The organism is Ramlibacter sp., assembly GCF_035655895.1.
In the GTDB taxonomy this organism is placed as follows: Bacteria; Pseudomonadota; Gammaproteobacteria; order Burkholderiales; family Burkholderiaceae_C; genus Ramlibacter.
In genome coordinates, this window is record NZ_DASRTN010000002.1 from 116370 (window position 1) to 141945 (window position 25576).

General features: G+C 72.5%; 24 protein-coding genes. 18 read left to right on the top strand and 6 right to left on the bottom strand.

What is annotated here, in order from left to right:
* Positions 1 to 111 precede the first annotated feature (111 nt).
* On the top strand, positions 112 to 2496 hold the full coding sequence (locus VFE82_RS00575) for a cellulase family glycosylhydrolase (RefSeq protein WP_324998283.1): 2385 nt from the start codon (positions 112 to 114) through the stop codon (positions 2494 to 2496).
* Here the strand turns inward: VFE82_RS00575 and VFE82_RS00580 are convergent.
* Genes VFE82_RS00580 through VFE82_RS00590 form a run of 3 tightly spaced genes read right to left on the bottom strand, consistent with a single transcriptional unit; the run spans position 2472 to position 3409 of the window.
* Positions 2472 to 2768, bottom strand: a complete 297-nt coding sequence (locus tag VFE82_RS00580; RefSeq protein WP_324998284.1) for a DUF5985 family protein — start codon at positions 2766 to 2768, stop codon at positions 2472 to 2474. The genes VFE82_RS00575 and VFE82_RS00580 overlap by 25 nt on opposite strands.
* On the bottom strand, positions 2765 to 3022 hold the full coding sequence (locus tag VFE82_RS00585) for a DUF5985 family protein (RefSeq protein WP_324998285.1): 258 nt from the start codon (positions 3020 to 3022) through the stop codon (positions 2765 to 2767). The genes VFE82_RS00580 and VFE82_RS00585 overlap by 4 nt, the downstream gene beginning before the upstream one ends.
* Complete coding sequence (locus VFE82_RS00590; RefSeq protein ID WP_324998286.1) at positions 3023 to 3409, bottom strand: hypothetical protein; 387 nt, start codon at positions 3407 to 3409, stop codon at positions 3023 to 3025. It lies immediately after the preceding gene.
* Between the two features lie 85 nt (positions 3410 to 3494).
* Between VFE82_RS00590 and VFE82_RS00595 the strand changes: the two genes are divergently transcribed.
* Positions 3495 to 3875 carry a hypothetical protein gene (locus VFE82_RS00595; protein WP_324998287.1) on the top strand — a complete coding sequence of 127 codons (381 nt, stop codon included), beginning with the start codon at positions 3495 to 3497 and terminating at the stop codon, positions 3873 to 3875.
* A gap of 194 nt (positions 3876 to 4069) precedes the next feature.
* Entirely contained in the window at positions 4070 to 5557 is a 1488-nt protein-coding gene (locus VFE82_RS00600) for an MFS transporter (protein WP_324998288.1), read from the top strand.
* A gap of 33 nt (positions 5558 to 5590) precedes the next feature.
* Here VFE82_RS00600 and VFE82_RS00605 read toward each other — a convergent pair whose 3' ends face one another.
* A complete protein-coding gene (locus VFE82_RS00605; RefSeq protein ID WP_324998289.1) occupies positions 5591 to 7744 on the bottom strand; it encodes a protein-disulfide reductase DsbD family protein in 2154 nt (717 codons plus the stop codon).
* A 40-nt stretch (positions 7745 to 7784) separates the two neighbouring features.
* The gene (locus tag VFE82_RS00610; RefSeq protein ID WP_324998290.1) at positions 7785 to 8528 is read right to left on the bottom strand and encodes an alanyl-tRNA editing protein; all 744 of its coding nucleotides are present in this window, start codon (positions 8526 to 8528) and stop codon (positions 7785 to 7787) included.
* 89 nt (positions 8529 to 8617) lie between these two features.
* Between VFE82_RS00610 and VFE82_RS00615 the strand changes: the two genes are divergently transcribed.
* On the top strand, positions 8618 to 9919 hold the full coding sequence (locus tag VFE82_RS00615) for a sorbosone dehydrogenase family protein (RefSeq protein WP_324998291.1): 1302 nt from the start codon (positions 8618 to 8620) through the stop codon (positions 9917 to 9919).
* A 49-nt stretch (positions 9920 to 9968) separates the two neighbouring features.
* On the opposite strand, the gene VFE82_RS00620 is transcribed toward VFE82_RS00615, so the two are convergent.
* A complete protein-coding gene (locus VFE82_RS00620; protein ID WP_324998292.1) occupies positions 9969 to 10439 on the bottom strand; it encodes an Lrp/AsnC family transcriptional regulator in 471 nt (156 codons plus the stop codon).
* Positions 10440 to 10543: 104 nt separating this feature from the next.
* Between VFE82_RS00620 and mdeB the strand changes: the two genes are divergently transcribed.
* From mdeB to VFE82_RS00690, 14 genes are all read left to right on the top strand, one after another.
* Positions 10544 to 13156 carry an alpha-ketoglutarate dehydrogenase gene (gene mdeB, locus VFE82_RS00625; RefSeq protein ID WP_324998293.1) on the top strand — a complete coding sequence of 871 codons (2613 nt, stop codon included), beginning with the start codon at positions 10544 to 10546 and terminating at the stop codon, positions 13154 to 13156.
* 188 nt (positions 13157 to 13344) lie between these two features.
* On the top strand, positions 13345 to 14406 hold the full coding sequence (locus VFE82_RS00630) for a LacI family DNA-binding transcriptional regulator (protein WP_324998294.1): 1062 nt from the start codon (positions 13345 to 13347) through the stop codon (positions 14404 to 14406).
* Between the two features lie 72 nt (positions 14407 to 14478).
* On the top strand, positions 14479 to 15150 hold the full coding sequence (locus VFE82_RS00635) for an amino acid ABC transporter permease (RefSeq protein WP_324998295.1): 672 nt from the start codon (positions 14479 to 14481) through the stop codon (positions 15148 to 15150).
* A gap of 5 nt (positions 15151 to 15155) precedes the next feature.
* The gene (locus VFE82_RS00640; protein ID WP_324998296.1) at positions 15156 to 15809 is read left to right on the top strand and encodes an amino acid ABC transporter permease; all 654 of its coding nucleotides are present in this window, start codon (positions 15156 to 15158) and stop codon (positions 15807 to 15809) included.
* Between the two features lie 91 nt (positions 15810 to 15900).
* Entirely contained in the window at positions 15901 to 16692 is a 792-nt protein-coding gene (locus VFE82_RS00645) for a transporter substrate-binding domain-containing protein (RefSeq protein WP_324998297.1), read from the top strand.
* A gap of 19 nt (positions 16693 to 16711) precedes the next feature.
* Positions 16712 to 17572 (top strand): amino acid ABC transporter ATP-binding protein, encoded by an 861-nt coding sequence (locus tag VFE82_RS00650; protein ID WP_324998298.1) that lies wholly within the window; start codon positions 16712 to 16714, stop codon positions 17570 to 17572.
* Positions 17572 to 18348, top strand: a complete 777-nt coding sequence (locus tag VFE82_RS00655; protein ID WP_324998299.1) for a sugar phosphate isomerase/epimerase family protein — start codon at positions 17572 to 17574, stop codon at positions 18346 to 18348. Before VFE82_RS00650 ends, VFE82_RS00655 begins: the two co-directional genes overlap by 1 nt.
* A gap of 60 nt (positions 18349 to 18408) precedes the next feature.
* A complete protein-coding gene (locus VFE82_RS00660; protein ID WP_324998300.1) occupies positions 18409 to 19356 on the top strand; it encodes a sugar kinase in 948 nt (315 codons plus the stop codon).
* On the top strand, positions 19353 to 20330 hold the full coding sequence (locus tag VFE82_RS00665) for a D-glycerate dehydrogenase (RefSeq protein WP_324998301.1): 978 nt from the start codon (positions 19353 to 19355) through the stop codon (positions 20328 to 20330). Before VFE82_RS00660 ends, VFE82_RS00665 begins: the two co-directional genes overlap by 4 nt.
* 75 nt (positions 20331 to 20405) lie before the next feature.
* Positions 20406 to 21242 (top strand): creatininase family protein, encoded by an 837-nt coding sequence (locus VFE82_RS00670; RefSeq protein ID WP_324998302.1) that lies wholly within the window; start codon positions 20406 to 20408, stop codon positions 21240 to 21242.
* Positions 21243 to 21297: 55 nt separating this feature from the next.
* A complete protein-coding gene (locus VFE82_RS00675; protein WP_324998303.1) occupies positions 21298 to 22065 on the top strand; it encodes an ABC transporter ATP-binding protein in 768 nt (255 codons plus the stop codon).
* Positions 22058 to 22915 (top strand): ABC transporter permease, encoded by an 858-nt coding sequence (locus VFE82_RS00680; RefSeq protein WP_324998304.1) that lies wholly within the window; start codon positions 22058 to 22060, stop codon positions 22913 to 22915. Before VFE82_RS00675 ends, VFE82_RS00680 begins: the two co-directional genes overlap by 8 nt.
* Positions 22915 to 24099 carry an amidohydrolase family protein gene (locus VFE82_RS00685; RefSeq protein ID WP_324998305.1) on the top strand — a complete coding sequence of 395 codons (1185 nt, stop codon included), beginning with the start codon at positions 22915 to 22917 and terminating at the stop codon, positions 24097 to 24099. The genes VFE82_RS00680 and VFE82_RS00685 overlap by 1 nt, the downstream gene beginning before the upstream one ends.
* The gene (locus VFE82_RS00690) at positions 24096 to 25496 is read left to right on the top strand and encodes an FAD-binding oxidoreductase (protein ID WP_324998306.1); all 1401 of its coding nucleotides are present in this window, start codon (positions 24096 to 24098) and stop codon (positions 25494 to 25496) included. Before VFE82_RS00685 ends, VFE82_RS00690 begins: the two co-directional genes overlap by 4 nt.
* Positions 25497 to 25576 lie beyond the last annotated feature (80 nt).

Consider the following 25576-nt stretch of genomic DNA (forward strand, 5'->3'; position numbering starts at 1 on the left):
GCGCGGCGGCACGGGGCCGCCGGAGCGCCCGCTGCGGCAAGAGTCGTCCGTGTCCTACCTGCGGGGGCGATGGCTCAGCCTATGGTCGGCGCGCAACTCCGAATCGATGCCATGCGACGACGTCAGCTGATGCAACTGGCCGCTGCCTGCGGCGCCGCACCGGCGCTCGCCGGGTGCCTCTGGAGCGAGAGCCGCGCGCGCACCGTGGACGGCGCCCGCCTGCTGGGCACCAACCTGTCGGGCATGGAGTGGGCCAAGCCGGGCACGCGCCGCACCGAGAGCTCGCTGCCCAACCTCCACTACACGGTGCCGCGGCGCGCCGACATCGAGTGGCTGGCCAGCGTGGGCTTCCGCCGCAACCGGCTGCCGGTGCTGTGGGAGATGCTGCAGCCGATGCTGCACGACAGCCGGGCCTCCGCGGAGGTGCGCGCACTGGTGGGCGAGCCCGGCGAGTTCCACGCGCAGTATGTGCAGCTCATCACCGACGTGCTGGACGCGCACGCCGCGGTCGGGGCGACCTGCATCCTGGACCTGCACAACTACGGCCGCTACCGCGATTTCGTCGTGCGCGAGGACGGCAGCATGGCCGGCCTGACCCGGGGTCCGACCCCGCAGCATCGGCCGTACACCACCGACCCCGCGGCAGTGCAGGAGCGCATCTTCGCGCTGGCGCCGGGCGCGACGCTGACGCAGGCGCACTTCGCCGACTTCTGGAGCCGCGCGGCGCGCCGCTGGAAGGACCACCCGGGGCTGGGCGGCTGGGGGCTGATGAACGAGCCGCACGACATGCCCGCCCCGGGCAGCACCGTGGCCAGCGACGGCGGCGGCGAGGACCTGACCATCTGGCCGGCTTTCGCGCAGGCGGCGATCACCGCCATCCGCCGGATCGACACCCGCATCCCGATCTACGTGGCCGGGAACGAATGGAGCGCGGCCACGTCACTGGCCCGGCGCAATCCCGGGTTCCCCCTGCAGGGCGAGAACCTGGTCTACGAGGTCCACCTGTACCTGGACGCCGCGAGCAACGGCCACAACTTCGACTTCGACACCGAGGTGCGCAAGGGCTTCAGCGCGGGCGTGGGCCGGCGCTCGATCGACCTGGACACCGGCGCCCGGCGGCTCCAGTCGGCGATCCGGTGGGCCGAGGAGCACCGCGTGCGGCTCGCGCTCACCGAGGTCGGCATGCCGGTGGACGACCCGCGCTGGGAAGAGTCGTTCCACCGCACGGTGCGCGAGGCGATCGACCACGGCGTCGAGGTGTGCAGCTGGATGAGCGGCAACCACTGGCCGATCCGCAACAGCGCGATGCACCACACGCCCGGCTGGTACCAGCACCGCACCCTGCTGCCGGCCTCGTCGGGACCGATGCTGGAGGCCGCGGGCGTCGCCCAGGCCGTGCTCTACGACGAGGGCGGCAGCGCAGCAGCCGCCGGTGCGCCGGTGACGGTCACGCTGCGTGCCCGCGGCCACCTGGCGCAGCCCCTGACCGTGCGCGTGGCGTCCGACGCGGGCGGGCGGTTCAGCAAGGCGGTGCTCACGCTGCCGGCCGGCGCGAACGGCGCCGACCGCTACACCTTCACGCCGGAGCCGGGCAGCGTCGCCACGCTGCGCTACAGCGCCGAGCCCGCCGTGCCGGTGCCGCCGCCGCGCCAGGTCTATGCCCTCGGGGACCCCGTTGCCGCCGCGTCCACCCGCCTGGCCGACGCGGCGCATGCGATCCTGGCGCGCCACGGTGCGAGCAAGTGGGAGATGGCGCACGCCTTCACCGACTACGTGCGCGGCAGCGCGTCCCAGGACGGGCAGCCGGTGCGCGCCGTCGCCGACAGCGGCTTCGGTTCGAGCACCAGCAACGCCATGGAGATGGTCAACGCCATGAACACCGACCGGCCGCTGCCCGGCGGGCTGCTCGTGCCGGTGCTGCGGACGGTGCGCGGGCGCAAGGCCCTGGACCTGGGCGCCGAGAACACCTTCGGCCTCTGGTGCAAGAAGACCGCGCCCGCGCCCGGCGTGCAGCCCAGGCCCGCGAACCGGGCACCGTACGACCTGCAGGATCCGCACTTCGCGATCGCGGTGGTCGCGGTGCCCGGTGCCTGGAACAGCGGCGTGGTGTTCCAGGCCTCGCGCGCCGAGGACCCGTTCACCAGCGAGCTGGCCCTGGAGGGCAGCCGGCCACAGGCGCGCTGGATCGATGCCGGCGGCCAGCAGGTCGTGCTGGCCGGCAATGCGCCGCTGCCGGCCGGTCGCCCGGTGGTGCTGACGCTGGCCAGCCGTCCCGGCGAGCAGCTGCTGCGAGTGGACGCCGAGGTGGTGGGCCGCGCGCAGGCCCGCTTCGCCCCGTCGACGCTGGCGCAGCTGCTGATCGGCAGCGGCTTCGTCAGCCACTACCCGCGCCCCGGGTTCCGCGGCCTGCTCTGGGGCGTCATCGCCGGCAAGGGTGCGCCGTCCGACGCCGAGCTGGCCGTGCTGGAGCGCTACCTGCGCTCGCTGGCCGGCTGAGACGGCCGGTCGCGCCGCCGCCGGTTCTTCTGCCAGATCGCCACCAGGATCAGGCCGTAGGCGAGCAGCCGCACCAGGTAGAACATCGGCTCGTCCTCGCTCGCATACGGCACCAGTTCGAGCGCGGTGCGATGCGCCGCCTGCAGCCAGAACGACCCTGTCAGGTAGAGGAAGAACGGATCGCGCGTCTGCAGCCAGAAGCGCAGGAAGAACAGGCCGGCCAGCAGCGATCCCATCGCCGTGGCGCCGAACATCATTTGCTGGACCGTCATTCTTCCTCCCAGATCAGCCCGAACAGCAGCAGCAGGATGGCGGCGAAGCTGGAGAGGGCGCGCCACAGCGAGAAGTCGATGTCCGGGAACACGATCTTGTCGGCCACCAGCAGGAAGTTGTTCAGCGTGAGGAACAGGAAGCACAGCGCGCTCCAGAACAGCAGCGGCACGCGCGTGCGCAGGTAGCTGCGGCTGAGCAGCACCAGGCAGGCCAGGCTGGTCAGCGCGCACAGCCCGTAGATCAGGATCGCCATCTAGTCTCCCTCCTTCTTCCACCGGAACGCGTCGGCGAATTGCTGCGCCCGCTTGCCGGTGCGCGAGTGGATCATCTGCGTGACGGTCACCAGGTCGTTCGAGTACGCGGCGGCGATGCCATCGAGCACCGCCCGCAGGTCGTCGCTCGCCGGGGCATAGGCAAAGCGCTCCTTGTCCGCGCGGCGCGCGATGCCGGCCGCCTCCAGGCCCTGCAGCAGGTCGAGCGCCTGGGCTTCGCCGATGTAGAGGCGGCCTGCGGTGTCCGCCGCGCCCCAGGGCTGGGTCGGGTTGGCGCGCAGCAGCAGCAGCGCCTCCAGGAAGGGCACCGACGGAATGCTGGCGAGGATGAAGCGCCGGACGTCGTCCGGCACGGGGGCCTTCTGCATGCGGTTGGGTCTCGGCCGCGCGCGCCCGGGGGCGGCGCGGGAGCGGGCGACTGTACAGCCATCGCGGCCCCCGCGGGGCTCATCCGTGACGGTCGCGGCGCGCGAAGGTGCCGCGCCCGAACCGGTGCGCGCGACGCTGTTCGGCAAGGGGGCTCTGCAAAGCGTGGATGGCGAGGACCACCTGCGGCGCAAGCGGTTCTTCCTCGCCATGTGCGGCCCGGGGCCGCTGCAGGCACCGCTCGACACCGCCGAGGGCGAGTGGCGGCAGCACAGGCAGGGCACTGCGTGGCGGCGGCGGAGTTCGCCGACACGCGCGGCCTGCTGTCCCCTTGCACCGCTGGCGCTGCGCCAGCTCACCGGGCATTCGCAGGACCGCCTGCCGCCCCAGGACTTCTCGCTGGCGATGGACCGCATGCCCGCCCTGCCGCGCGACCGCATCGTGCTGGAGGGGTTCCGCGGCGCATGAGGGATGCGGCTCCCGCTGACAGGGCGGGGCCGAGGCGCTTGGTAGAACGGCGCAACGCCGCGAACGCCGCTGCGCCGCATCGACCTTGCGGCGCGGGCACCGGGCGATGCCACGACACAGGGGGATCCGCACGCATGACCAGCCACCCGCCGCCGCCACTGCCGCGGCCGATGCCATCCGGACCCGCCTGATCGATGCTCGAACCCGTTCCCTCCGTCTCTCCCGCCGAACTGGCCGCCGGGCAGCAGGCCCTGGTGCGCGACCTGGCCTGGGCCAGCATGTCGGGCGCCTTCGGCGGCGGCGTCATCCTGGTCGCCTTCGCGCTCGCGCTGGGGGCCACGCCGATCCAGATCGGCGTGCTGGCTGCCATTCCGTTCATCACGCAAGCGGCGCAGCTGCCGGCCACGCTGCTGATCGAGAAGGTCCGCCAGCGGCGCAAGATCGGCGTGCTCACCATCACCAGCGCGCGGGTGATGGTGCTCGCGATGGCGGTGCTGCCGTTCCTGCCCGGGCAGTCGCTGCCGCTGACCGCGCTGATCCTGGCGCAGGTGCTGATCGCCGGTCTCAACGCGGTGGGCGGCTGCGCGGTCAACTCCTGGCTGCACCAGCTGATCCCGCACGAGAACCTGGGCAGCTTCTTCTCGCGGCGCCTGCTGGCCGGCACCTCGCTGGCCTGCGTCGGCACGCTCGCGGCCGGCGCGCTGGTGGACCGGGCGCCGCCGCACCAGACGGTGTATGCGTACGCCGCGTGCTTCGCCATCGCCGCCTGCGCCGGCTTCGTGAGCTCCTGGTACCTCAGCCGCGCCCCCGAACCGCTGATGCACAACGCCGGGCCGATGGGGCAGCTGCGCCAGCGGCTGCTCGAGCCGTTCGCCAACCGCAACTTCCGCCGGCTGCTGATCTTCCTCGGGGCCTGGATCGTCGCATCCAACCTGGCCGCGCCGTTCCTCACGGTGTACCTGATGGAGCAGCGCGGCTACGCGGTCGGCACGGTCACCAGCCTGTGGGTGACCAGCCAGGTGGCCAACGCGCTGACGCTCTATGCCTGGGGCCGCCTGTCGGACCGGCTGTCGAACAAGGCGGTGCTCGCGGTGGTGCTGCCGGTGCACTTCGTCTGCATGCTGGCCCTGGTGTTCGTCGACGCGATCAACGACCCGGGCTGGCAGCTCGGCGCGCTGTACGCCATCCACTTCGTGCTGGGCATCGCCACCGGCGGCATCGGCCTGGCGACCGGCAACCTGGGCCTCAAGCTCGCACCGCACGGCCAGGGCACGACCTACCTGGCGGCGATCGGGCTGGCCTCGGCCGTGGCCGGCGGCATCGCGCCGATCCTGGCCGGCACGCTGGCCCAGGCGTTCCAGGCCAGCGAGCTGTCGGCCGTGGTGCGCTGGAGCTCCCCCACCAACTCCAGCGAGATGGCCATCTTCAGCTTCGCGCACTGGGAGTTCCTGTTCGCCATCTCGGCCGTGGTGGGGCTGTACGTGATGCATGCGCTGTCGCGCATCGACGAGGGCCGCGAGGTGAGCGAGCGCCAGGTGATGCAGCAGTTCGCCTTCGAGGCGCTGCGCTCGATCAACAGCGTCTCGTCGACGGCGCTGGGCGCCCTGTTCCCGTTCGAGCGGCTGACCGAGCGCCGCAAGTGGTGGCGGGCCCGCGAGCCGCGCACCAGCCGGCCCGGCTGAGCCGCCCGCGGCGCGGCGGTGCAGCCGCGCCCGTCAGAGGTGCGCGATGGCCTCGCGCACCTCGTCCGCGCCCAGCACCTCGGACAGCACCCGCGGCGGTGCGTCCGGGCTGTAGACCACGTAGACGGGCACGCCGCTGCGGCCGAGCGAGGCCAGGGCAGCCGTGATCGCCGGGTCCCGACGCGTCCAGTCGGCCCGCAGCAGCGCGACGTTGCGGCGCTTCAGGTCGGCCAGCACGCCCGCGTTGGCGAGCGTCGTCTTCTTGTTGTACTGGCAGGTCACGCACCAGGCGGCGGTGAAATCGACGAAGACCGGCTGCCCGGCCGCCACCAGCGCCCGCACCTTGGCGTCCGACCAGGGTTGCCAGTCGCCGTCGGCCCGCGCGGCCGTGGCGGACGGCGGCTGCGTCAAGGCCGGGCCCACGCTCCAGGCGAGCGCCGCCAGGCTGGCGGCGGCGACCGTGGCCAGCACGGCCCGGGCGCGGCCGCGCAGCGTGAGCGTCCACACCAGCAGGCTCAGTCCGACCAGCAGGGCGAGCAGCGCGCCGGCGCCGTCGATGCCGGCCTGCTGCCCCAGCACCCACACCAGCCAGGCCACGGTGGCGAACATCGGGAATGCCATCAGGTGGCGCAGCACGTCCATCCACGGGCCGGGGCGCGGCAGCAGGCGCGCCACCGCGGGCACCAGGCTGGCCGCCAGGTAGGGCAGGGCCATGCCAGTGCCCAGCGCTGCGAACACCAGCAGCGCCTGCGCGGCCGGCAGCGTGACCGCCAGCCCGAGCGAGGCGCCCATGAACGGCGCGGTGCACGGCGAGGCGATCGCCACGGCCAGCATGCCCGAGACGAAGGCGTCGGCGGCCGGATGGCGCACCCGCACCGCCGCGACCGACGAGGGCAGCACCCCGCCGAACTCGAACAGCCCGGCCAGGTTCAGCGCGATCAGGGTGAAGAGCACGGCGAGGGCCGCGACCACCAGCGGCGACTGCAACTGGAAGCCCCAGCCCAGCTGCTCGCCGGCGGCCCGCAGCCCCAGCATCAGGCCCCCCAGGGCCAGGAAGGAGAGCACCACGCCCGCCGTGTAGGCCGCACCGGCGACGCGGTGGCGCCGGGTGTCCTCGGCATGCGCCGCGAAGCCCACCACCTTGAGCGCGAGCACCGGGAACACGCATGGCATCAGGTTCAGGACCAGCCCGCCGAGCAAGGCGCCCAGCAGCGCCGCCGCCAGGCCGATGCCCGCGCCCGGCGCCTGCAGCGGCGGCGCTGCGTTCTGCCGCAGCGCTTCTTGCAGGGCGGGCGACACGGCGGCCGGCGCCGTCGACGGCGGCCAGGCGCCGGCCACCCGCAGTTCGGCGCGCCAGCCCTGCGCCCCGTCGGCCAGCACGACCGGCAGCACGCCCGGGGCCGCGGTCCGCTGGGGCGACAGCGGCACCCGGGCGGTCCAGACGGCGCCGCTCCAGGCCTGGGTCCAGTCCCCGGCGGTCTCGATCAGCTCCGGTGTTTCCGGGAAGAACTGCAGCGTCCGGCCGCGCGCGGCCACCGGCAGGCCCTGCACCCGCACTTCGAGCGACTGGCCGTCGATGCGCGCCACGCTCGGCGGGATGGCGCCACCCGGGACCTCGGCCAGGGGCCGGGGCTGCGTGGCCAGCGCCTCCTGGAAGGCCTGCGCATGCAGGGCCGTGGTGCTGCGCACCGGCAGCTTCATCACGAAGTCGCCGTCCTCGGGGATGCACTCCTTGCGGCAGACCAGCCAGCTCGCCTTCAGCCGCACGGTGAGGTCGCCCCCGAACGGCGACGCCTTGAAGTCCGGCCCGACGGTGAGCGGCACGGGCAGCAGCACCGTGCCTTCGTAGCCGTAGTTGGCCAGCGTGCCGACCGGGATCTTGCGGGGGACGGGCCAGGCGATCTCGCCGGCCTGCACGCCGGCCGGCAGCGTCCACTGCAGCTGCGTCGGCAGGCCCGAGTCGCCCGAGTTCTTCCAGTAGGTGTGCCACTCGGGCTGGTGCGTCAGCCGCAGCCCGAGCCAGACCGGCTTGCCGGGCGCCACGCCCTCGGGCGCATGGGCCAGCAGCTCCGCGCGCACCCGTTCGGTGGTGACCACCGTGCGCTCGCCGGCGCCCAGCTGGGCGTGCGACGGCAGGCCCAGGGCGATCAGCCAGGCGGCCAGGAGCAGGCGGGCGACGAAGGACATGGTGGAGTGCGAGCTCGGCATTGCGGCGAAGTTCCGCCGCTCAGGCAAAGCCCAGCACGACGCGGCGGGTGCTCGCCGACTTCTTCTCGATCTTGGTCACCACCACCGCGCCGATCTCGCGGGTATTGGCCACGTGGGTGCCGCCGCAGGGCTGGAAATCGACGGCCTCCGGCCCGGCGCCGATGCGGATGGTGCGCACGCGGCCGGTGCCGCGCGGCGGCTGCACCGACATGCTCTTGACCAGCGATGGGTTGGCATCCAGCTGCGCATCGGTGATGGCGCCCACCGCCACCGGATGCGCCGCCGCCACCAGCTGCGCGATGCCGGCGGTGAGCGCTTCCTTGTCGAGCGGCTCGGTCATGTTGAAGTCCAGCCGCGCGGCATCGGGCGTGATCGAGCAGCCGTTCACCAGCTGCGGCACCAAGTGGCACAGCAGGTGGGTCGCGGTGTGGAACCGCATCAGCCGGTGCCGGCGGTCCCAGTCGATGCGCGCGACGAGCGCCTGGCCCGGCCGCAGCGACGCCAGCAGCGCCTCCTGCCCCGGCGCCGGCACGTGCCAGATGTCGGCGGTGGGCTGGCCCTGGCCGTCCCTGGCCTTGCGGGTGTCGGCGACCACGATGGTGCGGCCGTCGGGCAGCACCAGCGAGCCGCTGTCGCCGGCCTGGCCGCCGCCGAGCGGGTAGAAGACCGTGCGGTCCAGCACCACGCCCTGCTCGCCCACCGAGCGGACGGTGGCGTCGCACGCGCGCAGGTAGCCGTCGTCCCGGAAGAGGTCTTGCGTCATGGGCGGGCATTGTCGGCCATCCACCGTCCCGGCCCCGGTCGAGGCCTTGGACTACAGCGCCCGATGCGGCACGTTCCGAGACTGCAGCCATGCGAAAACTCGCCATTCACTTCGCGACTGCCGTGTTCCTGGCCGGCTGCGGCGACGTGGCCAAGCTGCCGGACACCAGCAGCGTCGGGGCCGCGCCGCAGCTGCCGGAGCCGGTGCGGCGCCTCATTCCCACGGTCCACATCGCAGAGGCCGAGCGCTGGCCCGACGGACGCCAGCCGGTGCCGGCGGCCGGCTGGCAGGTGACCCCGCTCGCGCGCGGGCTGGACCACCCGCGCTGGCTGCACGTGCTGCCCAACGGCGACGTGCTGGTGGCCGAGAGCAACAAGCCGAAGGCGCCCGACGAGCCCAGCGGCATCCGGGCCTGGGTGATGAAGCAGGTGATGAAGCGCGCCGGCGCGGGCGTGCCGAGCCCCGACCGCATCAGCCTGCTGCGCGATGCCGACGGCGACGGCGTCGCCGAGTCGCGCAGCGTGCTGCTGGAGCGGCTGCACTCGCCGTTCGGCATGGCGCTGGTGGGCGACCGCCTGTACGTGGCGAACGCCGACGGCATCGTGCGCTTCCCGTACCGGCCGGGCGACACGCGGATCACCGCTGCCGCCGAACGCGTCACCGACCTGCCGGCCGGCATCAACCACCACTGGACCAAGAACATCCTGGCCAGCCGCGACGGCCGCAAGCTGTATGCGACGGTCGGCTCCAACAGCAACGTCGGCGAGAACGGCCTGCCGGCGGAGGACGGGCGCGCCGCGATCTGGGAGGTCGACCTGGCCACCGGCGCCAAGCGGCTGTTCGCCAGCGGCCTGCGCAACCCGAACGGCCTGGCCTGGGAGCCCACCGGCGGTGCGCTGTGGACCGTGGTGAACGAGCGCGACGAACTGGGCAGCGACCTGGTGCCCGACTACCTGACCTCGGTCAGGGAGGGCGGCTTCTACGGCTGGCCCTGGAGCTACTGGGGCCAGAACGTGGACACGCGGGTGCAGCCGCCGCGGCCCGACCTGGTGGCCAAGGCGCTGCCGCCCGACTACGCGCTGGGCAACCACGTCGCGCCGCTCGGGCTGGCGTTCTCGGACGGCAAGTTGCCCGCGCCCTTCGCGAGCGGCGCCTTCATCGGCGAGCACGGCTCGTGGAACCGCCAGCCGCTCTCGGGCTACAAGGTGGTGTTCGTGCCGTTCGCGGGCGGCAAGCCGCAAGGGCAGCCGCTGGACGTGCTCACCGGCTTCGTCAGCCCCGACGGCAAGGCGTGGGGCCGGCCGGTCGGCGTGGCGCTGGACGGCAAGGGCGGCCTGCTGGTGGCCGACGACGTCGGCAACGCGGTGTGGCGCGTGGCGCCGGCGCGGTGAAGGGCGCCGCAGGCGGCCGCGGCTGCGCCGGGCCATCCACGCGTGGCGTTCACCGCGCCGCCGGCAGCGGCAGCGCCGTCTTGTAGCGCACCTGCTTGAGCGCAAAGCTGGAGCGGATCTTCTCGATGCCGGGGATCGGCGTGAGCTGGTTCAGGATGAAGCGCTCGAGCGCCGCGATGTCGGCGACGGCGACGCGGATCAGGTAGTCGCTGTCGCCCGTCATCAGGTAGCACTCCATCACCTCGTCGTGCTCGGCGATGCGCTGCTCGAACGCCGCCAGCGAATCGCGCGACTGCTCCTTCAGGCTGATGCTGATGAACACGTTGAGCCCGAGGCCGACGGCCTTCGGATCGGCCAGCGCGACGTACTGCCGGATCACCCCCGCCGCCTCCAGCGCCTTCACCCGCGCCAGGCAGGGCGAGGGCGACAGGTGGACGCGCCGCGCGAGTTCCACGTTGCTGAGCGAGCCGTCCTGCTGGAGCTGGGACAGGATGCGGAGGTCGACGGTGTCCAGTTGCATGAAATGCCGTGTCAAGCCGTGATCGCGGCAGATTATGCTGTCCAGCTCGCGCCCGTGGCGTTTTCCGACAGCCGATGCCGAGGCCGGGCGCCTACAGTGGCCGGATGACCGACCACAGCCTGCACCGCTTCCTCCTGGCGCCCGGCGCCGACAGCGATCCCGCCGAAACCGCCGAATGGCGCGAGGCGCTGGCGGCGCTGGTGGCCCACGAAGGGCCGGCGCGCGCGCGCTTCATCCTCGACCAGCTGGCGGCGCAGGCCCGCGTGCCGCAGGTCGGCTGGTCGCCGGAGCTGGTCACGCCCTACGTGAACACGATCCCGGTGGAGCAGCAGCCGCCGTTCCCGGGCGACCTGGCCATCGAGGAGCGGCTGGCGTCCCTCATGCGCTGGAACGCGCTGGCGATGGTGGCCAGGGCGAACGCCGCATACGGCGAGCTGGGGGGGCACATCGCCAGCTACGCCAGCGCGGCCGACCTGTTCGAGGTCGGCTTCAACCACTTCTTCCAGGCCCGCAACGAGCGGCAGGGCGGCGACCTGGTGTTCTTCCAGCCGCACAGCGCGCCCGGCGTGTACGCCCGCGCCTTCCTCGAAGGCCGGCTGTCGGAGCAGGACCTGGCGCACTACCGGCAGGAGATCACCGCGCCGGCGCGCGGCGCGCGCGGGCTCTCCAGCTATCCGCATCCCTGGCTGATGCCGGACTTCTGGCAGTTCCCCACCGGCTCGATGGGGCTCGGGCCGATCAGCTCGATCTACCACGCGCGCTTCATGCGCTACCTCACGCACCGGCAGCTGCTCGATTGCACCGGACGCAAGGTGTGGGGCGTGTTCGGCGACGGCGAGATGGACGAGCCGGAGAGCATGAGCGCCCTCACGCTGGCTTCGCGCGAGAAGCTGGACAACCTGGTGTGGGTGGTCAACTGCAACCTGCAGCGGCTCGACGGCCCGGTGCGCGGCAACGGGCGCATCGTCGACGAACTCGAGAAGCTATTCCGCGGTGCCGGCTGGCACGTGGTCAAGCTGCTGTGGGGCAGCGACTGGGACGGCCTGTTCGCGCGCGACACCACCGGCGCGCTGATGCAGGCCTTCGCGCACACCGTGGACGGCCAGATGCAGACCTTCGCCGCCAAGGACGGGCGCTTCAACCGCGACACCTTCTTCGGGCAGAACGAGGCGCTGGCGCGGCTCGCGCAGGGCATGACCGACGACCAGATCGACCGCCTCAAGCGCGGCGGCCACGACCTGGTGAAGATCCACGCGGCCTACCACGCGGCTGCGCGCCACCAGGGCCAGCCGGTGGTGGTGCTGGCGCACACCAAGAAGGGCTACGGCATGGGCACCGCGGGGCAGGGGCGCATGACCACGCACAGCCAGAAGAAGCTGGACGAGGCGGCGCTGCTGGAGTTCCGCAACCGCTTCAACCTGCCGTTGTCGGATGCGCAGGCCACCCGGCTGGACTTCTTCCGCCCGGCCGACGGCAGCCCCGAGATGCGCTACCTGCACGCGCGGCGGGCGGCCCTGGGTGGCTACCTGCCGCGGCGCGAATCGAAGGCGCCGGTGCTTCCGGTGCCCGAGCTGTCGACCTATGCGCAGTTCGCGCTGCAGGCCGGCGGCAAGGAGATGTCGACCACCATGGCCTTCGTGCGCCTGCTGGGCAACCTGCTGAAGGACCGCGCGCTCGGCCCGCGCATCGTGCCGATCGTGGCCGACGAGGCGCGCACCTTCGGCATGGCCAACCTGTTCAAGCAGGTCGGCATCTACTCCAGCGCCGGCCAGCTGTACGACCCCGAGGACATCGGCTCGGTGCTCTCGTACCGCGAGGCCCTGGACGGGCAGATCCTGGAGGAGGGCATCAGCGAGGCCGGGGCCATCGCCAGCTGGACCGCCGCGGCCACCAGCTACAGCGTGCACGGCGTGCCGATGCTGCCGTTCTACATCTACTACTCGATGTTCGGCTTCCAGCGCGTGGGCGACGCGATCTGGGCCGCGGCCGACCAGCGCGCCCGCGGCTTCCTGCTGGGCGCCACCTCGGGCCGCACCACGCTCGGCGGCGAGGGGCTGCAGCACCAGGACGGCAGCAGCCACCTGGTGGCCGCCACCATCCCCAACTGCAAGGCCTACGACCCGGCGTTCGCGGGCGAACTGGCGGCGATCATCGACCACGGCATGCGAGAGATGCTGGTGGAGCAGCAGGACGTCTTCTACTACCTGACGGTGATGAACGAGAACTACGCGCAGCCCGACCTGCCGGACGGCGCCGCCCGCGGGGTGGTGCGCGGCGGCTACCGCTTCGCGACGTTCGGCGAGGGGCCGCCGGGCGTGACGCTGCTCGGCTCGGGCGCCATCCTCACCGAGGTCGTGCGCGCGGCGCAGCAACTGGCCGCCGAGGGCATCGCCTGCGAGGTGGTCAGCATCACCAGCTGGAGCGAACTGGCGCGCGACGGCCTGCACTGCGAGCAGCGCGCGCTGCGCGGCGAGGCGCACGCCATGCCCTACCTGCACGAGCTGCTGGGCGGATCGCCGGCGCCGATCGTCGCGGCGACCGACTACGTGCGGGCCGTGCCGGAAGCGATCCGGGCGTACCTGCCGCCCCAGCGGCGCTACCTCACCCTGGGCACCGACGGCTTCGGCCGCAGCGACACGCGGGCGGCGCTGCGGGCGCTGTTCGGCGTCGACGCCGCCAGCATCGCGCGGGCGGCCCGGCACACGATGGGCCGCTGAACGAGCGCGCCGGCCACGGCGCGGCGCCCGCGGGTGCGGCGTGGCCGTGCGCCCTGAACCGCCGGCGGCCGCGACCTGCCGGCGTGGTGCGCGCCAGCCGTTCGCGCCCAGCCCGGGACGCGGGTCGGCACCGCTACCCACGCCCGCCGCTCCACGGTACGATTCGACTGAAACTGGTTTCAGGATCCATGCCGACCAAAGCCGCCTCGTTGTCGCTGCCGGCCGTCGCCGAGGGCGGCGCCCCGCGGGTGACCATCGCCGATGTCGCGGCCCGCGCCGGCGTGTCCAAGGCCACGGTCTCGCGCTTTTTGAACCGCAGCGACCTGCTGCGGCCCGAGATCGCCGGGCGTGTGCAGGCCGCCATCGCCGCCCTGGGCTACTCGCCCAGCCCGATGGCCCAGGCCCTCAAGCGGGGGCGCTCGCGGCTGATCGGACTGGTGGTCGCCGACGTCACCAACCCGTTCTCGGTCGCCGTCCTGCGCGGTGCCGAGAAGGCCTGCCAGGAAGCGGGCTACCTGCTGATGCTGTTCAACCTGGGCGACGACGGCCGGCGCGAGCGCGACGCGATCGAGGCGCTGGTGTCCTACCAGGTCGACGGCCTGATCCTGAACACGCTGGGACGCGACGAAGCGGCCGTGGTCGCGGCGGCGCGCAGCGGCCGCCCGGTGGTGCTGGTCGACCGGCGGCACCGCGACATGCAGGCCGACTTCGTCTCGCTCGACAACGCCGGCGCGGTCCAGCTGGCGGGTGACCACTTGCTTGCGGGGGGCTGGCGCGAGCTGCTGTACATCACGGAACCGGTCGCCGGCGTCAGCTCCCGGCAGGAGCGCGAGGCGGCGTTCCGGGCCTTCACGGCCGGCCGGCCGGGCGTGCGCGGGGCGGTCCACGAATCCGTGCCGGACGGCGCCGAGGCGCTGCGCCGCAGCCTGGCCGACCTGCGGGCGCGCGGGCGCCGGCCGGCGGTGCTGGCCTCCAACGCGGTGATCACGCTGCGGGTGGCCGAGGCCATGGCCGCCCTGGGCTGGACCTTCGGGCGCGACCTCGGCTTCGTCGGCATCGACGAGACGGAATGGGCGCCGCTGGTGGGGCCCGGCCTCACGACGGTGGCCCAGCCGACCGACGCCCTGGGCCGCCTGGCCACCGCCTGCCTGCTCGAGCGCCTGCAGGGCTTGTCGGTCCCGCCGCGGCAGATCCTGCTGTCGGGCACTTTGGTGCAGCGGCCGTCCTCGGCGGCCGCGGGTGATCCGTAGTAACCCGGATGAAACTCTGAAACCGGTTTCTATAATCGGCCCGACACCGGATCGTTTGCCCGAGTTTTCGCCTTGAACTACCAGTTCCAGTTCGACGCCGTCTTCGACGCCTGGCCGCTGCTGCTCCAGGGCACCTGGATCACCATCCAGCTGTCCCTGACCGCCACCGCGATCGGCCTGGCCGTGGCCATCGCCTGCGCCTGGGCCAAGACCTCGGGGCCCAGGCCGCTGCGCTGGCTGGTCAACGCCTACATCGAGCTGGTGCGCAACACGCCCTTCCTGGTGCAGCTGTTCTTCTTCTTCTTCGCCCTGCCGTCGCTGGGGCTGCGCTGGTCGGCCTATGCGGCCGCGCTGGTGGCGATGGTGGTGAACCTGGGCGCCTACGCCACCGAGATCATCCGCGCCGGCATCGAGTCGATCCCGCGCGGGCAGATCGAGGCCGGGCTGGCCCTGAACCTCAAGCGCCACCAGGTGTTCCGCCACATCGTGCTGAAGCCGGCGCTCAAGGCCATCTACCCGGCGCTCACCAGCCAGTTCATCCTGCTGATGCTCAGCTCGGCGGTGGTGTCGGCCATCTCGGCCGACGACCTGACCTCGGTGGCCGCCAACCTGCAGTCGCAGACCTTCCGCAGCTTCGAGATCTACATCGTGGTGGCCGGCATCTACCTGGCGCTGGCGCTGGCGTTCTCCGCGCTCTTCCGCGTGGTCTACCAGCTCGCGCTGAACTACCCCGACCGCCGCTGACGACCATGCGCACCTTCGGCGTATCCGAGTTCCTGTTCATCCTGGAGGCCGCCAAGTGGACCATCGGCCTGTCGCTGATGGCGTTCGCCGGGGGCGCCATCGGCGGCCTGCTGGTGGCGCTGGCGCGCACCAGCGGCCATGCCGTCCTGCGCACGGTGTCCACCGTCTTCGTGCAGGTGTTCCAGGGCACGCCGCTGCTGCTGCAGCTGTTCCTGGTGTTCTTCGGCGCGCCGGTGCTGGGCTGGGACATGAATCCCTGGCTGGCCGCCGGGTTCGCGCTGATCCTGAACACCAGCGCCTTCCTCGGCGAGATCTGGCGCGGCTGCATCCAGGCGATCCCGCGGGGCCAGTGGGAGGCGGCCGAGGCGCTCGGCCTGCACTACGTGGCGCGGATGCGCGACGTGGTCCTGCCGCAGGCCTTCAAGATCGCGCTGCCGCCCACCGTGGGCTACATGGTGCAGGTGGTCAAGGGCACCTCGCTGGCGGCCATCATCGGCTTCACCGAGGTCACGCGCGCCGGCCAGATCATCAACAACGCCACCTTCCAGCCGCTGATCGTGTTCAGCGTGGTGGCGGCCATCTACTTCGTCCTGTGCTGGCCGCTGTCGCTGCTGGCCGGACGGATGGAGCGTCGCCAGGCGGCGGCGCTGGCCCGCTGAGGCGGACCGACTTCCCGGGAGCGCCGAGACGAACGCCAGCCGGCCGCCGACACGGACCCCATTTTTCCAGCCCTCGAACGGAGACGATCCCATGAACCAACTGTCCCGCCGCGCCTTCGCCGCGCTCGGCCTCGCCGCCACCGTGACGCTCGCTGCCGCGCCCGCCCTCGCCCAGGCCCCCGAGGAGCTGAAGAAGAAGGGCGAGGTCAACGTCGGCATGCTGGTCGACTTCCCGCCCTACGGCACGACCAACGCGCAGAACCAGCCCGACGGCTACGACGCCGACGTGGCCCGGCTGCTGTCCAAGGACTGGGGGGTGAAGGTCAACATCGTGCCGGTCACCGGCCCCAACCGCATCCCGTTCCTGCTGACCAACAAGGTCGACCTGCTGATCGCCTCGCTGGCCATCACGCCCGAGCGCGCCAAGCAGGTCCAGTTCTCCAAGCCGTACTCGGCCGCCACCATCGTCCTGTACGGCAGCAAGAAGGCCGCCATCAAGGCCGCCGGCGACCTCAAGCCGTTCCGCGTGGGCGTGGCCCGCGCCAGCACCCAGGACGTGGCGCTGACCGCCGTCGCGCCGCAGGGCACCGAGATCCGCCGCTTCGACGACGATGCCTCCGCCATGCAGGCCCTGATCTCGGGCCAGGTCGACGCGATCGGCTGCTCGACCACGGTGGCCGCCCAGATTGCCAAGCGCGTGCCGGCCGACACCTTCGAGCAGAAGTTCGTGCTGCGCCAGCAGGAGATGGCCGTCGCGATGCGCCCCGGCCAGGAGGCGCTGCTCAAGTCGGTGAACGACTTCGTGGCCAAGAACACCGCCAACGGCGAGCTGAACAAGCTGTACCGCAAGTGGCTCGAGACCGACCTGCCGAAGATGCAGTGAGGACGGCACGGGGAACAGCATGAACCACCAGGTCGACGCCGGCGCCGAGCCCATCATCCGCCTCGAAGGCGTGGAGAAGTGGTACGGCCAGTTCAAGGTGCTGACCGGCATCGACCTGCAGGTCGCGCCGGGCGAGCGCATCGTGGTCTGCGGCCCGTCGGGCTCGGGCAAGTCCACCCTGATCCGGTGCATCAATGCGCTGGAGACGGTGCAGAAGGGCCGCATCGTCGTCGATGGCATCGACCTCACGGCCGGCCGGCGCAACATCGACAAGGTGCGCGCCGAGGTCGGGATGGTGTTCCAGCAGTTCAACCTGTTCCCGCACCTGACCATCCTGCAGAACTGCACGCTGGCGCCGATGCGCACGCGCGGCATCGGCCGCGAGGAGGCCGAGGCGACCGCGATGAAGTTCCTGACCCGCGTGCGCATCCCGGAGCAGGCCGGCAAGTACCCCAGCCAGCTCTCCGGCGGCCAGCAGCAGCGGGTCGCGATCGCCCGCGCGCTGTGCATGAACCCCAAGATCATGCTGTTCGACGAGCCCACCTCGGCGCTCGACCCGGAGATGGTCAAGGAGGTGCTCGACACCATGATCGGCCTGGCCGACGAGGGCATGACCATGCTGGTGGTGACGCACGAGATGGGATTCGCCCGCAGCGTGGCCGACCGCGTGATCTTCATGGCCGATGGCCAGATCGTCGAGCAGGCGCCGCCGCAGGACTTCTTCACCGCGCCGCGCCACGAGAAGACGCGCCAGTTCCTGGGCCAGATCCTCAGCTCCCACCACGAGCCGCACCGGGCCGCGGCGGCCGGGGCGCCGTGGGATGGCCGCCAGCCGGCCCCGGTAGCGGCAGCAGCGCAGGTGCCGCCGGCGGGCGTGTGATGCAGCAGGTCCTGATCTCGCTCGGCGCCTTCGGCGCGGCCGAGGTGCGCCGCCACGGACAGCTGTGGTTCACCCGGCTCGCGCAGGACGCCGGTGCCGACGGCGTCGAGGTGCGTGGCGAGTTGCTGGCCGATCCCGCCACCGAGCTGCCCGCGCTCGCGGCCGCGGTGCGCGAACGCGGCTCGGCGGTGGTGTATTCCAGCCCGGAGGGGCTGTGGGCCGCGGACGGATCGCTCGACGCCGGCGCGCTGGAGCGTGCGCTCGCGGCGGCCACCGCCGTCGGCGCGCCACGCCTGAAGATGTCGATCGGCGGCTTCGGCCGGGGCTCGGCGGGCAGCTTCGCACCGCTGGCGCAGGCGCTGCGGGCGCACGGGCTCGAACTGCTGATCGAGAACGACCAGACCGTCGCGGCCGGCACCCTGGTGCCGCTGCAGGCGTTCTTCGCCCGGGCCCAGGCGGCCGGCCTGCCGCTGGGCATGACCTTTGACATGGGCAACTGGCACTGGACGGGCGAATGTCCGCTCGACGCGGCGCGCCTCCTTGGCGGCCGGGTGGCCTACGTCCACACCAAGGGCGTGCAGCGGCAGCCGCAGCGCTGGGTGGCGGTGCCGCTGGCCGACTCGGCGGCGCCCTGGCGCTCGGTGCTGCGGCAGCTGCCGCGCGGCCTGCCCTGGGCGATCGAGTACCCGCTGCAGGGCGACGACCTGGCGGCCGTCACCCGCGCGCAGGTGCAGCTGCTGCGCGAGGTGTCCGCCGCGCTCGGCACGGGCGCATGAACCCAGCCGGGGCTTCCCCGGCGATGGCGCCGCGCCGCGGTGCCGCATGGAGCACACACGATGAGCAATCCGGAGTTCGACGTCGCGCTGTTCGGCGAGATGATGCTGCTGTTCGTGGCCGACCGGCCGGGCCCGCTGGAATCGGTGCCGTCGTTCCACAAACGCACGGCCGGCGCGGAGACCAACGTCGCCATCGGCCTGGCGCGCGCCGGCCTGAAGGTCGGCTGGGCCAGCCGCCTGGGCACCGACTCGATGGCGCGCTACCTGCTGGGCGAGATGCAGCGCGAGGGCGTCGACTGCTCGCGCGTGGTGTCCGACCCGGCGCAGCGCACCGGCTTCCAGTTCAAGGGCCGCGTCACCGACGGCAGCGATCCGCCGGTGGAGTACCACCGCAAGGGGTCGGCCGCCAGCCAGATGACGCCGGCCGACATCGACGAGGCCTGGCTGACCTCGGCGCGGCACCTGCACGCCACCGGCGTGTTCCCCGCCATCTCGGCCACCGCACTGGACACGGCGCGCAGGACGCTGGCACTGATGCGCGCGGCCGGCCGCACCATCTCGTTCGACCCCAACCTGCGTCCCACGCTCTGGGCCACGCCCGAGGCGATGCGGCGCGAGATCAACGCGCTCGCGTTCCAGGCCGACTGGGTGCTGCCCGGCCTGGAGGAGGGGCGCTTTCTGACCGGCGAGCAGACGCCGGAGGCGATCGCGCGCTTCTACCGCGAGCGCGGCGCCAGGCTGGTGGCGGTCAAGCTCGGCCCCGAGGGCGCCTACTACGACAGCGAGCAGGGCTGCGGCACCGTGCCGGGGTTCCCGGTGCCGGAGGTGGTGGACACCGTGGGCGCCGGGGATGGGTTCGCGGTCGGCGTGGTCAGCGCGCTGCTGGCGGGTCGCAGCGTGGAGCAGGCCGTGCGCCGCGGCGCCTGGATCGGCGCGCGGGCCGTCCAGGTGCTCGGCGACACCGAAGGCCTGCCGACCCGGGCGCAGCTGCAGGAGGCCGGCCTGTGAGCGCGGCCCGCCGCCACGTGCTGGTGTTCCGGGCGCTGCCCGACGACCAGCTGGCGCGGATCGCCGCGCTGCACGAGGTCACGGTGGCCGAGCCGCGCAAGGGCGCGGCGCAGAAGGCGGCGTTCGAGGCCGCGCTGCCGGGCGCCGACGCGCTGATCGGATCGAGCCATCCGGTCACGCCCGCGCTGCTGGACATGGCGCCCAGGCTGCGGGTGATCTCCAGCGTGTCGGTCGGCGTCGACAACTACCCGGTGGCCGAGCTGCGCCGGCGCGGCATCACCCTGTGCCACACGCCGGGCGTCCTCACCGAGACCACGGCCGACACGGTGTTCTCGCTGGTGATGGCGACCAGCAGGCGGCTGGTGGAGCTGGCCAACCTCGTGCGCGAGGGCCGCTGGGACCGCAACATCGGCGAGGACCTGTTCGGCTGGGACGTGCATGGCAAGACGCTGGGCATCCTGGGCTTCGGGCGCATCGGCCAGGCGGTCGCGCGCCGCGCGGCCCTGGGCTTCGGGATGGCCGTGAAGTACCACAGCCGGCACCCGGTCGCGGTGCCGGAGCTCGCCGGACGTGCCGTCCACGTGCCGCTGGACGAGCTGCTGGCCGGCTGCGACATCGTGGTCGCGACGCTGCCGCTGACCGACCAGACCCGCGGCCTGATGGGCCCGCGCGAGTTCGGCCTGATGCGGCCGGGCGCCATCTTCGTCAACGGCGGCCGCGGCGCCACCGTGCAGGAGTCCGCCCTGCTGCAGGCCCTGGACGCGGGGCGCCTGCGCGCGGCCGGCCTGGACGTGTTCGCGACCGAGCCGCTGCCGCTGGACTCGCCGCTGCGCACGCATCCCCGGGTGACGGCCCTGCCGCACATCGGCTCGGCCACGCACGAGACGCGCCACGCGATGGCGCGCCTGGCCACCACCAACCTGCTGCAGGCGCTGGCCGGCGAGAAGCCGGCCGCGGTCTACGAGGGCGGCTGACCCGGCCGGCCCCGTCACCCCGGCCGCACGGGGACTTGCGGGAGCCGGTCGCGGCGATTCCCGATAATGCGGCGCATGCCGCTTCCTTCCCGCTTCTGGGCCGACCTCAGCACCCGAGACTTCGCGCGCCTGCAGGCCCAGGGTGCCGCCGACCGGACGGTCGCCGTGCTGCCGGTGGCCGCCACCGAGCAGCACGGCCCGCACCTGCCGGTGAGCGTGGACACCACGCTGTGCGACGGCGTCATCGCCGCCAGCCTGCCGCACCTGCCGGCCGAGCTGCCGGTGCTGTTCCTGCCGACCCAGCAGGTGGGCAAGAGCAACGAGCACATCCGCTTCCCGGGCACGCTCACGCTGTCGGCCGAGACGCTGATCCGGGTCTGGATGGAGATCGGCGAATCGGTGGCCCGGGCCGGCGTGCGCAAGCTGGTGCTGTTCAATTCGCACGGCGGGCAGGTCAGCATCATGGACATCGTGGCGCGCGACCTGCGCACCCGCTGCGGCCTGCTGGTGTATTCGACCAACTGGTTCATGCTGCCGCTGGGCGCCGAGGTGAACGGCCGCTTCACGCCCGAGGAGCACCGCTTCGGCATCCACGCCGGCGACATGGAGACCTCGATGATGCTGGCGCTGCGCCCGCAGTTCGTCGACATGGCGCAGGCGCGCGACTTCCGCTCCACCTCGCAGGACCGCGCCGCGCAGTACCCGATCCTGGGCAACGGCAGCAGCGCCAAGCTCGGCTGGCAGGTGCAGGACTACAACCCCATGGGCGCGGCCGGCAACGCGACCCTGGCGACGGCGGAGAAGGGCCGCGCGGTGGTCGAGGCGGCCGGGCGCCAGCTTGCGCTGCTGCTGCAGGAGGTCGACCGCCTGCCGCTGTCGACGCTGGTCGACACGCCGACCATCCCCGGATGAAGCGCCCGGCCGGTCCGCTGGCGGCGCTGACGGCCTCCCGGGCGGAGGCCGCGTGATGCCGGCCGAACTGCTCGAACTGCGCGACGTGGGCAAGCGCTACGCCAACGGCACGGTGGCGCTCGAGCACCTGTCGGCCAAGGTCGGCGAACACGAGTTCGTCAGCTTCCTGGGGCCCAGCGGCTGCGGCAAGAGCACCGCCCTCAAGATGATCGCCGGCCTGGCGCCGATCTCCTCGGGCGAGATCCGGTGGAGCACGGTGGCCGGCCGCGACCCGGCGAGCGACACCAGCTTCGTGTTCCAGGAACCGACCCTGATGCCGTGGGCATCCGTGTTCGACAACGTCTGGCTCCCGCTGCGGCTCAAGGGCGTGTCGCGGGCCGACGCGCGGGCCGACGTGGCGGCGGCGCTCGCTACGGTGGGCCTGGACCAGTTCGCCGAGGTCTACCCGCGCGAGCTGTCGGGCGGCATGAAGATGCGGGTGTCGATCGCCCGCGCGATGGTCACCCGGCCGCGCCTGCTTCTGATGGACGAGCCGTTCGCCGCGCTCGACGAGATCACGCGCTTCAAGCTGAACAACGACACGCTGGACTTGTGGCAGGCCAGCCGGTTCACCACCCTGTTCGTCACGCACAGCGTGTACGAGGCGGTCTACCTGTCCACCCGCATCGTGGTGATGGCGGCGCGGCCCGGGCGGGTCGTGGCCGAGATCGCGGTCGACGAACCGTATCCGCGCAGCGAGGCGTTCCGCACCTCTGCCCGCTACAACGCGCTGTGCGTGGAAGTCTCGGGTGCGTTGCAGGCGGCGGGGGCGACCCATGGCTGAGCCCGGACGCCGACCCGCCCCCGATGGCGTGCGCACGGTGCGCGCGGCCCGGGGCGTTGCGCTGCACCAGCGCCGCTGGCTGCGGGTCGGGCTGCCGCTCGTGCTGTTCGCGCTGGCGCTGGCCGGCTGGGAGGCCTTCGTGCGCCTGCGCCAGATCCCGCACTACATCCTGCCGGCGCCCAGCCTGATCGCGACGACGCTGTGGGACAACCTGGGGTCGCTGATGGGCAGCTGGCTGTTCACCATCAAGATCACGGTGGGTGCGCTGCTGCTCGCGGTGGTCGGCGGGGTGCTGCTGGCGATGCTGTTCGCCCTCAGCCGCTGGGTGGAGATCGGGCTGTTCCCGTTCGCCGTGGTGCTGCAGGTCACACCGATCGTGGCGATCGCGCCGCTGATCCTGATCTTCGTCGAGAGCACCACCGCGGCCCTGCTGCTGTGCGCCTGGATCGTCGCCTTCTTCCCGATCCTGTCGAACACCGTCACCGGCCTGCGCAGCGCCGACCACAACCTGCGCGACCTGTTCCGGCTGTACCGGGCCAGCCCCTGGCAGACGCTGCGCCACCTGCTGGTTCCGTCCGCGCTGCCGTACTTCCTGGCGGGGCTGAAGGTCGCCGGCGGGCTGAGCCTGATCGGCGCCGTGGTGGCGGAGTTCACCGCCGGTGCCGCCGGCAAGGAGACCGGGCTGGCCTCGCGCATCCTGGAGGCGAGCTTCCGCACCGAGATCCCGAAGATGTTCGCCGCGCTGGTGCTGGTGTCGCTCACCGGGGTCGCGATCTTCCTGGTGTTCAACCTGGTGGCACGGCTCGTGCTGGGCAAGTGGCACGACTCCGAAGTGAAGCAGGACCGCTGATGCAATTGGAACGAGTGCTCATTCCGCGCCGGGTGCGCGGCTTCGACGACGGCCGGCCCGACGCCCAGGCCTACGACGTCCGGCTGGACGGCGACCGGGTCGCGGCCGTCTCGCCGGCCGACGGCCCGGCGCAGGGGATGCTGCTGTCGGCACTGGTCGATGCCCATGTGCACCTGGACAAGAACTACACCGTGGGCCAGGTCGGCGCGGCGCAGGGCGACCTGTTCGCGGCCATCACGCGCATGGCACAGGCCCGCGCCCACTGGAGCGGACCCGACCTGCGCGCGCGCATGACGCGGGCGCTGGAGGATGCCTGGCAAAGCGGCACGCGCGCGATGCGCACCCACCTGGACTGGAACGAACGCGACGCTCCCCTGTCCCTGGGCGTCTTCGAGGCGCTGCGGGACGCGTGGGCGGGGCGCATCGAGCTGCAGTGCGTGTCGCTCACGCCGCTGGACCTGTTCGCGGGCGCCTCCGCCGGCGAGGACATCGCGCGCGAGGTCGCCCGCGCCGGCGGCGTGATGGGCGCCTTCGTCTACCGCAACGCCGACCTGGAGCCCAAGCTGCGCCGGGTGTTCGAGCTGGCGCGCCAGAACGGGCTCGCGCTGGACTTCCACGTCGACGAGGGCCTGCATGCGGACGCGAACGGGCTGGCGCTGATCGCCGAACTGGCGGTCCGCATGGGGATGGCCGGGCAGGTCAGCTGCTCGCACTGCTGCTCGCTGTCGGTGCAGCCCGAGGCGCAGGCCCAGGCCACGCTGGCCGGCTGCGCCCGCGCCGGCCTGCACCTGGTGGCGCTGCCCACCACCAACCTGTACCTGCAGGGCGCGTGGGACCGCACGCCGGTCGAGCGCGGCATCACGCGGCTGCGCGAGGCGGCCGGCCACGGCCTGCGCGGCTGCATCGCGACCGACAACGTGGCGGACGGCTTCTATCCGTACGGCAGCTACGACCTGCTGGAAACCTTCGGCCTCGGCGTGCAGGTGGCCCACCTGGCGCCGGCCACCGACTGGCTCGACGCCATCACCACCAGCCCTGCCCGCGCCATGGGCCTGGCCTGGGACGGGCGCATCGCGCCGGGCTGCCCGGCCGACCTGGTGCACCTGCAGGCGCGCGACGAGTTCGAGCTGCTCGGGCCCACCGGGCGGCGGCGCACCGTGATCCGCGCGGGGCGGCCGCTGTGAGCGACCGGGCCCTGCGGCTGCAGGCGTTCCGCCAGGCGATCGCGGGCATCGCCTGCACCGACGCCGGCGACGTGCTGGATGCCAAGAGCAGCGACTACCACTGGTACAGCCCCCTTCTCAAGGAGCAGCTCGCCGGCAAGCGCGGCGAGCTGCTGGTGCGGCCCGCGAACGAGGCCGAGGTGATCCGCGTCGCGGCCGCATGCGCGAAGCAGCGCCTGCCGCTGACCGTGCGGGGCGGCGGCACCGGCAACTACGGCCAGTGCGTGCCGCTCGAGGGTGGCGTCATCCTGGACATCACCGGGCTGGACCGCGTGCTGGAGGTGCAGCCGGGCAGCGTGCTGTGCGAAGCCGGCATCCTGATCCTGGCGCTGGAGCGCGCGGTGCGCGCGCATCCGGCCATGCCGGGCGGGCAGGAGCTGCTGATGTATCCCAGCACCCGCGACATCGCCACCATCGGCGGCTTCATCGCCGGCGGCTATGGCGGCGCAGGCACGGTGCGCAACGGCATCCTGAAGGATCCGGGGAACGTGTCGCTGATCCGGGTGGTGACGCTGGAGGAAACGCCGCGCGTGATCGAGCTGCACGGCGCCGACATCCAGAAGGTGCACCACGCCTACGGCACCAACGGCATCATCACGCAGCTGCGGCTGGCGCTCAAGCCCGCGGTCGAGTGGGTGCACCACATCGCCCTGTTCCCGGGCTATGCCGACGCGCTGCGCTTCGGCTGCGAGGCGACGGAGGCGGTCGGCACCTCGCTCGACGCCTTCCTCCTCACCGCGGTCGACCGCCGCTTCTCGCCGTTCTACCGGTCGGAGTTCGGCGACCGGTTCCCGGCGGATGCCGACGCGGTGTTCTCGATGGTCCATCCGGCCCGCCTCGGTCGCTGGCGCGAGCTGCTGGGCCGGCACGGCGGGCGCGAGTCGATGGCGCTGACCGAGCCGCAGCTGCGGGACCAGGGGCTGTCGCCGGCCTTCGAATGCGGCTGGAACCACACCACGCTGATGGCCCTGCGCAGCGACCCGACCTGGACCAACCTGCAGACGGTCCATGCCTGGACACCGGGCCGGGGCATCGACATCGACCTGGTCGAGCGCCAGATGGCGCGCTACGGCGACGAGGTGCTGATGCACCACGAATTCGGCCGCAACGCCGGCGGCTGCGTGTCGTTCGGGCTGCCGCTGGTGAGCTACTTCGACCGCGAGCGCCTGTACGAGATCATCCGCGAGCACGAGGCGGACGGCTGCCTGGTGTTCGACAACCACGTCGTCACGATCGAGGACGGCGGCATGAAGACGATCGACGACGCGCAGATCGCGTTCAAGCGGATCGCCGACCCGCATGGCCTGATGAACCCGGGCAAGACGCGCGGCTGGCTGCCTTCGTCGGCCGTCCCCTGATGCGCCCGCGCCCGGACAAACCCTCACGCCCGGCCGGCCGTTTCGTGGAAGCATGCCGGGCGCACCCGACCCAGGAGACC